General features: G+C 53.2%; 11 protein-coding genes. 7 read left to right on the forward strand and 4 right to left on the reverse strand.

Annotation, left to right across the window (positions count from 1 at the left end):
• Positions 1-34 precede the first annotated feature (34 nt).
• A complete protein-coding gene (locus B7994_RS02120) occupies positions 35-400 on the reverse strand; it encodes a dihydroneopterin aldolase (RefSeq protein WP_233142944.1) in 366 nt (121 codons plus the stop codon).
• Complete coding sequence (locus B7994_RS02125) at positions 394-1,488, reverse strand: hypothetical protein (RefSeq protein ID WP_088636815.1); 1,095 nt, start codon at positions 1,486-1,488, stop codon at positions 394-396. The genes B7994_RS02120 and B7994_RS02125 overlap by 7 nt, the downstream gene beginning before the upstream one ends.
• 195 nt (positions 1,489-1,683) lie before the next feature.
• On the opposite strand from B7994_RS02125, the gene pgk reads away from it, so the two are divergent.
• From pgk to B7994_RS02155, 6 genes are all read left to right on the forward strand, one after another.
• Entirely contained in the window at positions 1,684-2,940 is a 1,257-nt protein-coding gene (gene pgk / locus B7994_RS02130) for a phosphoglycerate kinase (RefSeq protein WP_088636816.1), read from the forward strand.
• 114 nt (positions 2,941-3,054) lie between these two features.
• Complete coding sequence (locus B7994_RS02135) at positions 3,055-3,681, forward strand: hypothetical protein (RefSeq protein ID WP_144063708.1); 627 nt, start codon at positions 3,055-3,057, stop codon at positions 3,679-3,681.
• Between the two features lie 32 nt (positions 3,682-3,713).
• A complete protein-coding gene (locus B7994_RS02140) occupies positions 3,714-4,067 on the forward strand; it encodes a hypothetical protein (RefSeq protein WP_088636818.1) in 354 nt (117 codons plus the stop codon).
• A 54-nt stretch (positions 4,068-4,121) separates the two neighbouring features.
• The gene (gene hisH, locus B7994_RS02145) at positions 4,122-4,745 is read left to right on the forward strand and encodes an imidazole glycerol phosphate synthase subunit HisH (RefSeq protein WP_088636819.1); all 624 of its coding nucleotides are present in this window, start codon (positions 4,122-4,124) and stop codon (positions 4,743-4,745) included.
• Between the two features lie 228 nt (positions 4,746-4,973).
• The gene (locus tag B7994_RS02150) at positions 4,974-5,807 is read left to right on the forward strand and encodes a TIGR02147 family protein (protein WP_088636820.1); all 834 of its coding nucleotides are present in this window, start codon (positions 4,974-4,976) and stop codon (positions 5,805-5,807) included.
• Positions 5,791-6,627, forward strand: coding sequence for a hypothetical protein (locus B7994_RS02155; protein WP_144063709.1), 837 nt, complete (start codon positions 5,791-5,793; stop codon positions 6,625-6,627). The genes B7994_RS02150 and B7994_RS02155 overlap by 17 nt, the downstream gene beginning before the upstream one ends.
• A gap of 80 nt (positions 6,628-6,707) precedes the next feature.
• On the opposite strand, the gene rph is transcribed toward B7994_RS02155, so the two are convergent.
• Positions 6,708-7,433 (reverse strand): ribonuclease PH, encoded by a 726-nt coding sequence (gene rph, locus B7994_RS02160; RefSeq protein WP_088636822.1) that lies wholly within the window; start codon positions 7,431-7,433, stop codon positions 6,708-6,710.
• Positions 7,434-7,442: 9 nt separating this feature from the next.
• Positions 7,443-8,294, reverse strand: coding sequence for a prephenate dehydratase (pheA, locus tag B7994_RS02165; RefSeq protein WP_088636823.1), 852 nt, complete (start codon positions 8,292-8,294; stop codon positions 7,443-7,445).
• Between the two features lie 260 nt (positions 8,295-8,554).
• On the opposite strand from pheA, the gene B7994_RS02170 reads away from it, so the two are divergent.
• Entirely contained in the window at positions 8,555-14,902 is a 6,348-nt protein-coding gene (locus tag B7994_RS02170) for a glycoside hydrolase family 9 protein (protein WP_158213044.1), read from the forward strand.
• The last annotated feature ends 5 nt before the right edge of the window (positions 14,903-14,907 follow it).

Here is a 14,907-nt window from a genome sequence, read left to right on the forward strand (position 1 = left end):
CGCAGGCTGTACTTTGGAAAAATAATGGAATGCCTTACCGGCGGACGCGGATACTGGATTCGGCGCCCGCACAATTTGGTATAGCTTGCGGCTTGCGGATGCTGACCTCGGCCATCTGCGCCTTGGGGTAGTTCGCGAGGATATGCTTTGCCGTCTCGAGTACGAGGGTTTCCTCGAGCTGGAACCTGGACATGCGGATGAAGTCTTGCAGGTCCTGCGAGAGCTGCGCATAGTCTATAGAGTGGATCAGGTCATCGTTCCTGGCGGCAAGGGAAAAATCGAGCCATACGGAAACGTTCAAGACAACGGGCTGCTCTTTTTCCCTTTCAAAGGGGAGCGTCCCGAGGATACAGTTGAACTGAATGTCTTTGAGCGAGATCTTTCCGGTTTCGATTACCATACGAAGAGTACGATAGCCGCGGTTAAGGAGACCGCAGTTACGCCGAACCAGAGGTTGCGGGCGAACGCGTAGGAATCCTGGGTGTTCTTGTTGGTCTTCATGCGGCTTTCGAGGTTGGCGAGAGTGTACTTTTCGCCGGTTTCGTCGTTCGTGAGACCGAAGTCTGCGTATTTTTTCAGCGCGACTTCACAGGCACCGGGTTCCTTGTCTGAGGCGCAGTCTTCCTTGATCTTCTGGATGACGCCGGAACGCACTTCGTTCAACTCGTCGTAAGCGTCGCCGGCCTTGTTGGCTTCCATGTGCTGCATCACGCCGATAACGGCGCCGGTGACGGCGAGGGCGGAAAGGCCTACGGCGGTCCAGAAACGCACTTCGTCAGCAATACCGAAACGGTCGGTCGCGTTTTCGGCTGCTCCGCTGGCGGCGTAGTCACGTGCGTCGGCACGGGCGTTGGAGGCATCGAGGTCGCCGGCGACATCGACGTCTTCGTCCTCGTCTTCATCCTCGTCTTCATCCTCGCAGTCCGGATCGTAGTCGTCGCATTCCTCTTCTTCGCTGGAGGCGACGGCGGGTTTCGGGGATTCCTCTTCGTCATCGCTGGAAGATGCAGCTGCGGCTGCGGATTCGTCGGCCTTCAGTTGGACCATGTTGCCGTCAATAAAGGCGATGGCGGTCGAGTAGCCAGGGATATAGACAGCCTTGCCGTCGAAGTAAATCTTTTCGATATCATCATCAAAGGGCATTCCGCGGCGGGCATAGATACGCGTGGTGACGAGCTTGCTGTAGTCAACGCCTTCGGCAGTCAGGGGCACCAGGGAAGAGATGTCGCCTTTGCCGCCCTGGTAGAGCTGGTAGGCAGTGGGCTGCTCGCCGAACGGGTCGGTGAACTTCTGACGTACGACCAGGCGGCCTTCCTGGAGGGAACTGACCTCGTCTGCCGGAGCGGTCTTGAGCTGGCCGCCGAATTCGGCAGTGATATAGTTGTCGGGACTTCCGACGTCTTGCGCGGTAAATTCTTCAATATCGTAAGAACCGGCGAATGCCGTTGCGATGGAGAGGCAGATTGCCAAGAGTGTTAAACGCTTCATTATATTACTCCAAATGGACTAATTTTTAAGGAAATATATAAAAAAAAAGCCAAATGTTTAAAAAAGTAAGGAAAATTGAGTGTTTTAACCCCATTTTATGACATAGAACAATCTTTATTGCGATTTTACAGGTTTTTTCTGCAAAAAATTCTAATTTTTAGCCCGTAAATTTTAACCATAAAAGAGGAATCCATAATGGCAAAGCTCTCTATCGAAGATCTCGAACTCGCCGGCAAGCGCGTGTTCATCCGTGTTGACTTCAACGTTCCGCAGGACAAGGTGACTGGCGAAATCACCAACACCAAGCGTATCGAAGCCGCTCTCCCGACCATCCAGTACGCTCTCGACAAGGGTGCAGCCGTCGTGCTCGCTTCCCACCTCGGCCGTCCGAATGGCGAAAAGAACATGAAGTACACGCTCGCCCCGGTTGCCAAGAAGCTCGAAGAACTCATCAAGAAGCCGGTGAAGTTCCTCTCCGACTGCGTGGGTCCGGAAGTCGAAGCTGCCTGCGCCGCTATCAAGCCGGGTGAAATCATCCTCCTCGAAAACCTCCGCTTCCACATCGAAGAAGAAGGCAAGCGCAAGATCAAGAACGCCGATGGCACCGAAACTAAGGAAAAGGCCGACAAGGAAGCCGTGAAGGCATTCCGCGCAAGCCTCACCAAGCTCGCTGACGTCTACGTGAACGACGCTTTCGGTACCGCTCACCGCGACCACTCCTCCATGACTGGTGTTGAACTTCCGCAGCGCGCTGCCGGTTTCCTCATGAACAAGGAACTCAAGGCATTCGACCAGGTGCTCAACAATCCTCCGCGTCCGTTCCTCGCCATCCTCGGCGGTGCAAAGGTCGCTGACAAGATCCAGCTCATCAACAACCTCCTCGACAAGGCCGACAAGATCATCATCGGCGGTGGCATGGCTTTCACCTTCAAGAAGGTTCTCAACAACATCGAAATCGGTTCTTCTCTGTTCGACGAAGAAGGCGCCAAGCTCGTTCCGGATCTGATGGCTAAGGCTAAGGCTGCCGGCAAGGAAATCATCCTCCCGGTCGACTACATCGCTGCCGACAAGTTCGCTGCCGACGCTGCCACGAAGGCTGTTTCTGACGCCGAAGGCATTCCGGCTGGCTGGATGGGCCTCGATGTGGGTGCCGAGTCCACCAAGCTCTTCGTTGACGCTATCAAGTCCGCAAAGACCATCGTCTGGAACGGCCCTGCAGGCGTGTTCGAATTCGAAGCCTTCGAAAAGGCTACCAAGGCTATGGCTGATGCTATCGTTGAAGCTACCGCTGCTGGCGCAATCACCGTGATCGGTGGTGGCGATACCGCTACGGCTGCCAAGAAGTACGGTGCTGACAAGAAGGTGACCCACACCTCTACGGGTGGTGGCGCTTCCCTCGAACTTCTTGAGGGAAAAACCTTGCCTGGTGTAGCAGTGCTTACTGACAAGTAATTCGGATTAAATTCCTGGTTTTTATAAAGACTCCGCAATTAATGTTTGCGGAGTTTTTTTTCAAATAGGCAATCTTTTTTTCCCGTTTGTCTTTTTTAGTGTATATTAATGTATATGGGATTTCTTGGTAAGGCATTGGCGTTTGTTCTTTTTGCGGCGGGAGTGAGCTCTGCTCAGTTGCTTTCCCTCCTGTTGTTCCTGATTCCGGAAAAGACGCTGGACGAAAAGTTTGAGGATGTGCGCCCGCCGGCGGATACCCTTACCGATGCGCAGATTGAGGCGATGCCCTTAGTGGACCTCGCTTATGACAGTTCGCAGATTTACAAGAAACTGATTGTCGAAGAAAACGAGAGGGCGGATGTCAGTGTTTTCCCTTCGATAGTCTTGGGCACGATGGACGCCATCTGGCTATTTTTCCTTTTTGCAGCCGTTGCAGCTGAGGAAGATGACCCCGGGAGCGTAGCCGAGGGGGTGGGGAAGGCCTTTAGTGTACCATTGTTGTACTTGATGGGGGTTACTGGCCTGGTAGTAACGACGCCGTTCTTTATTTATCAGGTCTACAAGGTTTCGACACGTGGTTTGCATGCGCGTAGGCGGGATGATTACTACCGCTCTTATGTCGCCTATGAGAAACGCCGCGCCAGAAGTAAATGGGGGCCGCCTCGGGCGGAAGTCTATGTGGCTCCGATAATCGATGTGGCCAACGTGGGTGCGGGCGTGAATGTCCTCGTGACGTTCTAGTTTTTCTACATTGGTGGGAAAAAGGATTTTGTATGGCAGAAAAGATTTCCGAAATTTCGAAAAAATTCCATGCGGACAAGCGCGGTAACTGCGCGATGTCGGTGGCTTATGGCTACGCCCGTGCTACAGGCAAGTCCGAGGCGGAGGCGGTGGAAACAGCCGAGATGTTCCGCAATTTTGGTGGCGGTCGTGCCCCCGATGGCCAGTGCGGGGCGCTCTATGCGGCGAAGATGATGCAGCCCGACCATGCCGAGGCTATCGAGGAATTTTTTAAGCGCGGGGCGCAGGGCTGTACCAAGTGTAAGGAAATCCGCCCGGCGGCAGTGATTCCCTGCAATCGCTGTGTGGAACTTGCGGGCGAGGCGCTTGATTTTCTGAACGGGTAACGTTTTTCCCGGGCTCGAAAATTTTTTATCTTTGCTCCTGCAAAGAGAGGTTTTATGTCCGCTAATCCCATAATCGTCGTTGACTACAATGCCGGTAACCTGACGTCCGTGATGAATGCGCTTGCGCATATCGGCGTGGATGCGAAGTCTAGCCGCGATGCAGGCGAGATTGCGAAGGCGACGCGCCTGATTTTCCCGGGTGTGGGTGCCGCCGCTTCTGCCATGGAAACGCTTACGCGCACGGGCATCGGTGATGCCATCAAGGCCGTGGTGAAGGCGGGCAACCCGGTGCTCGGAATCTGCATCGGTTGCCAGATTATCCTCGAAGAGAGCGAGGAGGATGGCGGCGTCAAGACCCTCGGGCTCATCCCCGGCAAGGCGGTTCGCTTCAAGGACGAACCGGGCCTCAAGATTCCGCACATGGGCTGGAACCAGGTGAACTTCACCCGCGAACACCCGATTATGAAGGGCATCCGCAGTGGTTGCGATTTTTACTACGTGCATTCGTACCACCCGGTGGTGCCTGCGGAATACGCTTTTGCCGAAACGACCTACGGTACCCAGACGTTCCAGGGGCTCATCGGCAAGGATAACCTGATTGCAAGCCAGTTCCACCAGGAAAAAAGTGGCGATGTGGGCCTCGCCATGCTAAAAAATTTCTGCGAATGGATCCCGTAAAGGGGCGGAAAACCCGTTTTTTACATTCCCGGGCCTTTGGTCCGGGTTTTTCATAGTTACGGTTTTTCTGAGGTGTAGGCCTAATTTCTCAAATTTGGCCGTTTTTGTATCATAGATTTTGAGATTTTTTCAATTACAACAAAAAACAACGAAATTTTGCAAAAAACACAAATTTTGTATCGCAAAATATTGACAAACGAATAAAAATAAACTATATTCCTGTATACAATGAAGCCGATAACCGATTATGTGGATTACCGACGCTACATGCAGGACTTTTACGATGAACGTAAGAGGACTTCTGCGTTTACGTGGCGCGAATTTGCACGCTTGGCCGGCTTTGTGTCGCCGACGTATTTGAAGCTCGTCTGTGAGGGGAAGACGAGACTAAAGAACGATGGCGTGGAACGGACCGCATTGGCTATGAGGCTGGTGGGTTACGAAGTGGATTACTTCCGCATGATGGTCAGATATGCCCATGCAAAGACGGACTACGAACGTAAAAAGGCGTACGACGAAATGCTGAGCATAGCGGGGGAGCATAAGGTTAAGGTTGTCGATGAAGACGCTTTCGCCTACTTTGAGACCTGGAAGAATCCCGTAATCCGTGAACTGGCGCCCATAATGCCAGGGGCGAAGCCCGGGGATATCGCGAAACTCTGCTGTCAGGGGGTTTCTGCGGGCGATGTGCGCGAATCCTTGGACTTTATGACCAAAGCAGGCCTCCTGAAGAAGGACAGGAAGGGCAACTACACCCAGACCGATAAGGCTCTAAGAGGTGATTCCGAGGTCATGCCCGTGGCGATCCGTTCCATGCATCGTGAAATGGCTAAATTCGGCCTTGCCGCTATCGATGACTTTGCCCTGTCGGACCGAAATATTTCGGGTGTCACCATGGGCGTGGACCGGGCCGCCTACGAACAAATTCTGCAGGAACTCGAAGCTTTTCGCCGTAGGATTGTGACCATAGCGAACGCTACGAAGAAAGTAACACAGGTATATAGACTAAATTTGCAGTTGTTCCCCCTTTCGTGGACTGTACCTGATGAGAAGAACGATTGACAACTGGAAAACGTTGTTGGGCATTGTCGCCTTGCTGAGTTTCGCATGCACGCGCGACGTGGCGGGAACAACCGAAGAAACCAATGCGCTTGCGCATGATGAATCGTCGTCGTCGCTTGGTGGAAAATCGAGTTCTTCTTACAGCGAATTGCCTAGTTCTTCAGGATCTGTTGGCATATCGTCTGGAGTTTCCGATTCGTCCCAGGTGCCTTCGGATTCGCTGAACGACAATGTGCTGAATGGCCGATACTGGAATACCTTCAGGAAGGAAGACGGTGTTTCTGACCTTGTGTCGGTGAATATGGAGGTTGATGAACAGGAAGGCGTCTATGTCTCGTATGCGTTAGCGGGCTCGCCTTATGGTGGTGTGGTCGGTGCGTCGAGAAAGACAACCTTCGGTGTTTCCATCAAGGTTGACGGAAGTGAAGAAAATGCGTATTCCGATATGAAGACCTGGACAAGTGGCGCGTGCTACATGGTGACGTCTGATGCGCCGATTATCCTGAAGATGGGTATGTCGCCGGAGAAGGAAAGGGAACTGGAGTATGACCTGCCGCAGGCGACACTTGTTGGGCCTGGCGAGGTTGGCAATCTGGTACTTCGTTGCCTGAGCTGGCTTGATTTCGAACAGCAGGGATTTGGCCCGAGCATAACCATTGAAGAAGCCTTCTTCGATTACATGACTGAACTTCGGTTTGAACTGCAAATTGAAGGGGACAACTTCGAAGGATCGTTTAAGATAAGCCAGATCCGTCGTGGCGGCACGGGTATCAGTGCGGATGTCGACGGCACGGAAGTCCATTTAAACGACGGTGAATAAAAAGAAAGCGGCTTCTTGTGTAGAAACCGCAAATCTTTTTATCGGAGCGCAAGAGCCAGAGTTTGGCGCGAGCGGTTTCTTTACGGGAGTTCGCCGCCGATCAGTTCCATCTGCTTCTTGAAGATATCCTTGCAGGCGTTCTCGCCGAGGTCGAGGAGCGTGTTGAGCATGCTGCGGTCGAAACTTGCGTGTTCGCCGGTGCCCTGAACCTCGATGAAGTTCTTTGCGTCCTGCATCACGACGTTCATGTCGACGTCGGCGGCGGAATCTTCCACATAGCAAAGGTCGCAGAGCGGCTTGCCGTTTACGACGCCTACCGAGATGGCGGTAATTCCATGCTTTAGAATTTGCTGCGTGATGCCGAGACGTTCCTTGATTTTCTTGAGGGCGATGGCAAGGGCCACGAAGCCGCCGATGATGCTCGCGGTACGCGTGCCACCGTCGGCTTCGATCACGTCGCAGTCGACCACGATGGCGTTTTCACCGAGTGCTGCCAGGTCGGCTGCGCCGCGAAGCGAGCGGCCCACCAGGCGCTGGATTTCTTGCGTACGGCCGCTTGCGCCCTTGCGCTCGCGTTCTACGCGCTTGCCCGTGCTCTGCGGGAGCAGGGAATATTCAGCGGTAATCCATCCGGTGCCGCGGCCGGCGAGCCAGTCGGGGACTTTCGGCAAGAGGGTCGCATTGCAGATGACGCGGGTGCGTCCCATTTCGATGAGGACGGAGCCGTCGGCGCTAGAGATGAAGCCGGTGGTCATCTTGAGATTGCGGTATTCGTCAAACTTTCTGTCGGTACGTTCGTATGCCATAATGTTTCCCTAATACGTTAGTTTCTCTGTAGTGCCTTCGCGGAAACTGCCCAGGCGGTACACGAAATCGCAGTAGGTCTGCAATTCCTTGAGGGCTTCGATGACGGCCGGGTCCTTCGGGCTACCTTCGAAGGAAAGGTGGAATATGTATTCCCACGGGCGGTCAGGGTGCGGGCGGCTCTCAATGCGGGTGAGGTTCAGGTCGCGTTTTGCGAAGCACCCGAGGGCGGCGTGCAATGCGCCGGACTTGCCTGAATCGCTGAGCATAAAGAGAAGCGTCGTCTTGATGGTTCCTGTTTCCGGGAGCGGGTTCGCCGTCTTCTGGATGGCGTAAAACCGGGTGAAGTTCACCCCCGGCAAGTTCTCTATGCCTTCGGCCAAGATATCCAGGCCGTAGAACTTGCCGGCGTAGGCGCTCGCAATCGCGCCTACGGTTTTATCGCCACGCTTTGCAACTTCTTCGGCACTGCCTGCGGTATCGTAAAACGCGGTGCTCTTGATTTGCGGGTTACGCCCGAAAAAGCGGCTGCACTGTGCAAGCCCTTGCGGGTGGCTCAGCACTTCTTTCAGGTCGGCAAGTTTTGTTCCGGGCAGTGCGCACAGGCTGTGCGAAATCTGCAACTTGACTTCGCCTACGATGGGGTGGCGCCACTTGTAAAGCAGGTCGTAGTTGTCGTAGATGGAACCTGCGGTGGAGTTCTCTATGGGGATAGCCCCGCCGTCCACGGCGCCGGTTTCGATGCCCTGGAAAATCTGTTCGAAAGTGTCCATCGGGACGACTTCGATATCGTTTCCGAATAGGTGGTAGGCGGCGCTTTCGCTGTAGGCCCCGCGACGGCCCTGGAATGCGATTTTCTTCATGGTGGGAAAGATAGTAAATGGAGGAATTGTGGCAGACGGTGGAAATCCTGTCTACATCTTTCGCGCTTTTTTAAGGCTTTTTTTGTGCTGAAAAATTGTTTTATGGCGTTTTATAGAATGGTTATCAAGGTGAAAAAGAGGGGGTAAATGAGTGTGAGAACTTTTGGAGAACACTTTTTTGTTACGAAAAAAATATATCGGTATGGTTTCGCTTTTTTAGAGATAAATTTATGTTGTTGGGAAAAAATAGGAGGGGACTTATGTCCTTAAAGAATGGTCTTTTGCCATTTTTGTTGTTCGTGGTTGTGGCCACGGCGGCAATGCAGGAGCAGCCGACACCATATGACTTAATACGGCCGGTATGGCCACTTTCGTGGGACAGTACCGTATTCTCTAACCGTTTCGTTGCCGGCCCCAAGCGTAACTCTCTGCCAGATATTAACACTCCGGCGGCGTATGCGCCTAACGAGATGATTCCGGATACGCTGAACCAGGCGTTTATCGATGCCATGCTGGTGGATATTTCGCCCATACGCGTCAACCAGGCCGGCTATCGCCCGCAAGATGTCAACAAGTCGGTCTATTACGTCGGCTCGGCTACGAGTTTCCAGGTGGTCAATGCGGCTGGCGATGTCGTGGGACAGGGAAATTTTTCAGAGACGCTCGCCAGCAGCGTCTCGTCATCCCTGACTATCAGGGCTTCGAATAACGCCCAAATAACGACGGGCGGCGACACCCGCTATACGGTTTCCGGTACTGGCCCTTCGGGGGCTCTCAAGAAGGGTCAGCTCCCCGATGGTCTGCCTGAAAATGAACGCCTCCGTATCAAGGTGGGGGATGAGTATTCGTCTACGTTTATCATCAGCGACAGGGTGTATTCCATGCTGCGCGATGCCGTGCTCAAGTTCTATGGAGTGAATCGCAGTGGCAATTCCGAATCGTGGTTCCATGAGCCGAGCCACTTGAAAGACGGCTCGCTTGCCAACGTGGATATGACGGGCGGTTGGTACGATTGTGGCGACCACCTTAAGGAAAGCCAGACGATTGCCTATAGTTTTGTCCAGCTTGCGCTTATGGATGCCGTCTATGCGGAACGTGATCAGGACAACTATGCGTTTAACCAGGGCGAAACGGAGAATACCGACGGTGTGCCGGATATTCTCAGGGAAGCGAGGTTTGGTGCCGAATATGTGTTGAAGGCTTACGATGCTGCAAATGGTGTAATTTCTGCGATGCCGGTCTCTGTTGGCCGTATCGGCGCGGATCATGGATGGTGGGGGCCTCCCCAGGCTCAGGACGGAACTCTCGAAGATAGGGGCGGGCCTACGAGCAGAATTCTGAGAAGTGATGATCATCCTGATTCAAAAGCGGAACTCGCGAGTTCTGCCGGAGGCAACTTTGCTGCGGGTTTGGCCCTGTTGGCCAAGCGGTTTTCCGATACGACATCCCTGCTTGTTCCGGATACCGCATTTGCGCAGAAGTGCCTGAAGGTGGCGAGGGAACTTTATGAATACGGCAAGTCAAAAAAGGGTAACGCAAGTACGATGGCTTATAGCGGCGCGACCAAGTTCTATGATGAAATGGGCTTGGCAGCAATAGCTCTTTTCTATGCGACTGGCGAGAAGAAGTACCTGAACGATGCCGTGGAGGAATCTTCCATGGCGAGTGGGCAGACGAAGAAGGACTTTGCCAATGCCGACAAGAAGGGCGCCGGTATGTTCAATGGCGGATGGTTCGCTTATGAAGAGGCTTCTTTCCTTAAAGGGACTACGGCATCCGACTGGGCGAGCCTTTTCACGAGCGCTCTTTATGCTTTCTATAAACTGATTCTGGAAACCCGCGAAAAGGCTGAATCCTATGGCCTTTCGGACGAACAGAGAATGATTTACGTCGAGGATGTCGCCTTTACCATGGCGGCAAATCTTGGTGCAGTCATGTCGGGTGGATCGCAAAAAATTCTGCTTCCTTCGGGGCAAGCCAGTTGGGTCGGGGCCACGGTGACTTACGATTCGGTTTGGGGATTGACAAACTCCGTAAATCCTGAGCAGTGGTGGACAAAATACGAAGCTTCCAATATCTTTGAACTGTTGGCGTATTACGACGTGACGAAGGATTTGGAAAATGTCATCATGCCTCAGACCGGGACTTTCCAGGATTGGAAATCGGAAGAAATTCTGAATCTCGCCGTTTCGCACATGAATTACTTCCTTGGCATGAACCCGTGGGATGTTTCCCTTGTTTATGGCGTGGGTGACAAGAACCATTCGCATCCGCATCACCGCGGTTCCAACCCGGAGGGGAAAAATGTCGCCGGATTTACGGATACGTACAAGTACCGCCCGCCGGTGGGTGGCTTGGGTCCGGCGAAGCATGGAACGGGAATGGATGACTTGTCAGTCCACTTCGATGACTATCACCTGACGGAAAATACCTGTATCGATGCCGTTTCGAACTTTTTGCCGGCTACGGTCATTCTGTCCAAGTCGGAGGACCTCAATCGCGCGCCGTCGATGAAGGTGGAAATACGTCACGTGAGCATGGACTCGGCTATCGTTGTTGTAAAACTCGACCTGAACGGATATGCCTATATTGCGCTTGATACTGCAGATAACGTTGCTCAACCTACGATTGTTTCTTCCGAGACGCCGTCGAACAATCACCAGATTGTCTTGCGCGATTTGTTGCCGGGAACGACTTACTATTTCTATGCGATATCGACGAACCCGAGAAGTGGAAATACCTCGAAAAAGTGGCTGGTGGATAGCCTGCAGACTCCCTTCAGTTTTACTACGCTAAACATGGTCGAGAATGCGGATATCCAGAATGTTACGGTGTGTAACCTGAGTGCAGACAGTGCCGAAATCATGTGGTACACTCCAAACGGCGAATACGAATCCAAGGTGTACTGGGATACGGTTCCGCATACGAATCCGAACGAATTTGCCCACAATACTGGAGCGGGCAATGCGGATGTTTCTGGCGTGCCGACCAAGTTCCATTATGTAAAGATCGGTGGACTCAAGGAAAGGACCACATACTACTATGCTGTGGAAAGCAACGGTGCTTATACGAATACTGATTCTTCTGGCAGTATCTTGAAGTTCACGACGCCCGTGACACAGTACGACTTTGCTGTTCGCATGTCCCAGTACGTGTGGGACCCGATGCCTGCGCTAGAAATCAATGTCATCAATAACGAGGAACGCCCGTTTGACAGCCTGACCCTTCGCCTCTACATGCGCGGTACCGATGAAATCTATTACGATGTCGGAATCAGGCGCGATATTTGCCAGGCCTACAGCGAAGCTGCCTTTAATTTGCCCTGTTCTCCGGAAACCCAGGCTGAATTGGATGGGCTTTTCCGTGTGACGTTCCCGAAGAAGATTGAGGATACTTATGACCCGACGGACGGTACGTGGCAATGGTATTTCCCGATTCCGCTTGGCTCGACCGTCATCAAGTCATCAAGCCGTATGAGAATCGATGTGGTGTTCGACAGGCGCAGCGAATGGGAACCGCATCTGGACCTGATGAACGATACGCCCAAGAAGCGGTTCTACTGTAACGATAACGGGACCTGGGAATCCCAGGCGGGTGATCATCTGCCGCAGAATCCGGGTGACTGGAGCTGGATGCCGCACAGCAAGGCGAACGGCGATTATGCCGATTTTGAAGGTATACCGTGCCTGCCCAAGAATTTTGGTGACGATGATCTTGCTCCTATAAATCCCTACGTTTCCGTTTACCGCAAGGACGAATTCGTGTGGGGGTATAGCCCATCTAAATCGGAAATGTCGACCAAGAAGGCCAACTACAAGCTGGAAGTTACTTTGGATGCTCCGTTCAATGTGTCCAACGGCAGTTACGTAGAAATTGACCAGACGAGCAAGACAGTGAATGTGAAGGGCCACGCCCATATTACCGAGAACGGCTACATCACGCAAATCTGGGCAAACGGCGTGAAGCTTGAAACGGAATACATGCTCCAGGATAACGAAAGCTACCTCTTGCACGATGGTAAAATCATCGCGCATTACAATCTTGCCACGGACCTTTGGGATTTGGATATCCCCGTGCGCATGAATGTGGGTAGCAACAAAATTGACATAACTGTATTTGCCGGCCCCAACCCCGAATGTGCTGAATGCGCCGAGAATGGCGGCTGCGCTTTTGAAAACCGCAGTTATTACGTGCGCTTCAACCGCCCGAATATGACGGAGGGTGTGCTCACGGTGAAGGATATTGCCGGTGGGCCTGTCGGCAACAACGGTGTTGTGGACCCCGAGGCGAGGCAGAAGTTCTATGTCTACTTGAATGATAAGGACAAGGCGAATACGTCGAGTACAATCACAGTAAACGTAATCAACGGCAAAAAGCAGGATACGCTGAAGGTCGTGATGGAATCGATCGGGGAAGGTCTCTTCCGCAGCAAGAACCCGATTGTGGCGGTGCCTACGGTGAAGGGGAGCCATGGCTCTGACGAGATAACGTTCTTTGCCGGCGATACCATTTATGTAGAGTACCAGGATCCGGACGATGACGAGGACTATAGCCGGATTACGGCGTTCTTTGCCGAATCAAACTACCCGACTCCGCAGAAGGTCGTCGCCATGGATTCCGATTGCGACGACAGGGCGGACAAGCTTGTCGTGTACTTCAGCAACGTCCTTGATGAAAACTATTCGTTTACGCAGATGAAGGTGCTTGTGGATGGAATGGCGGATACGGCGTTGATTGACGTTCCTCAGCCTGTGACGGGCCTTTCCGAGGTAACGGTTCCACTAGGTGCAAGTCTCGGAATCGCAAAGACGGCAAGCCCGGGCGGTGCTGCCGTAGTGTTCCTCAAGAATGGCGGTGAAGTAGTCGAAGAGAAGGTCAAGATTACGGACGGTATTGCTCCGCAACTCCTGAGTGTCACTATCCTCGAGAATCCTGGCCACGAGGTGGAGCAGGACACGGTGATGGTCGCTTTCAACGAGCCGGTTGAACTGCAGTCGCTTACCACATGGCCGCTTGAGATTGCGGGCGCCCCTGCGGGTGTGTCGCTGAATGTCGTGGGCAAGGCGACCACAACCACGAATGGGAAGAGCTGGCTGTATGTGGTAACGGACAACGATAATGGAGCCGTTATCCCGCTGGGTGGCAAGGCGACGGTCAAGGCCGGGTTCGGAGTGATGGACAATGCCATGAATGCGCTGGACCCTGCGGCAGCATGCAAGGTGGTGCGTGTTGCCGAGACGCCGAGACCTGTTCCGGTGAAACTTGCAGAGATGCGTGATTTCGAAGGCGACGGATATGCCGATGAATTCTACATGCTTTTCGAGAAGCGCCTGCGTCCTAGGGACATGCTCGATAGTTTTGTTGTGGACTGGGGCATGAATGCCGTCGAGAAGAGTTTTGTCACGGAGGCGGATACCAGTTCGGGGAAGATTGTCCCGAAGGACAATTCCTGGACCATCAGGGATTCCCTTTCCGCTCCTTACGACAAGTGGATTGATTCTACCACGAAGGTTACGGCTGTAGATACGTTCAGCATCGTGACCATCGGAATGAATCCGTCGAACGGATTCGGGGAAGGGCTTACCAGCGGTGCGTACGATGGATACGGGCGTGTTACACCGAGGCTTGGCCCCGAAGGAGGATTCTTCGATAGGTTCTATTATGTGGTGGACAAGTGCCCGCCGGTGCTTATGGGGGGCAAGGCTGATTCTGCCGGCGAGTATCTGAATCTTACCGTTACTGCGTCTGAACCGTTGGCTCTTCTGGATAACGAACAGCTTGAGTATGTCGAGCGCGAACGTGGTGGTGTGGCGGGAGTGTTCCTGCGTAGTGCACGATCGGTCCGCCAGAGTGGCGCAAGACAGTTGTTCACCTATAAGGCTGATGCTGACGATGCCATCCGTGCCGGCGATTCTATTCGCCTGCCGGTACTTGCAAGCCGCTACAGGGATGTGACGGGCAATGCTCCGACGGCGCAGAACCCATGGCGCATGGTTACGGGTGCGACAGGCAAGACGAAGTTCGTGGTCACCCTGGAAAAGGGCGTTACCGGTGCCTCTGGGGATGCTTCCGGCTATGGTATGTTCCAGCCCGATGCTGACGAATACTTCCGTATCAGCGTGGTGAAGGATGGACAGGAACGGTTGACGAGTCTTGTGGACAACTCGCTAGTTCCTGGCATGGATGTCGATTCGCTGAACTACAGGCATTCTGGCCCTGTGTTCAATATCGATATCACGTTGCCGCTGGCGCTAATGACGGATACCGCCAACGGGGGCGGGACAGCCATGTTCGCCGTCAAGGTGTCTTTCAGCGTCGATGTCTATGACAACCTAGGCCAGTATATCAATACGCTGCATGTCAATATCGATGCGGAGACGGTACGGGAAATCATTTCGTCGGATGGAGTCATCCACCTGCATCTGGAATGGCTTGCCCACGATGGTGAGGCGCCCAAGTCCAAGGCGGGCAAGAAGGTCGGAACAGGAGCATATATAGCGAAGTTTAAGTTCAAGGCCCGCGAGGTGAACCTGAAAACGCAGGACACTCACATGATAACGGACGACAAGACGAAAACGTTCGGCTTTAAGCGTGCTAGGAGAAGATAATCCAA

The sequence above is a fragment of the Fibrobacter sp. UWR2 genome, assembly GCF_002210285.1.
Lineage (GTDB): Bacteria > Fibrobacterota > Fibrobacteria > Fibrobacterales > Fibrobacteraceae > Fibrobacter.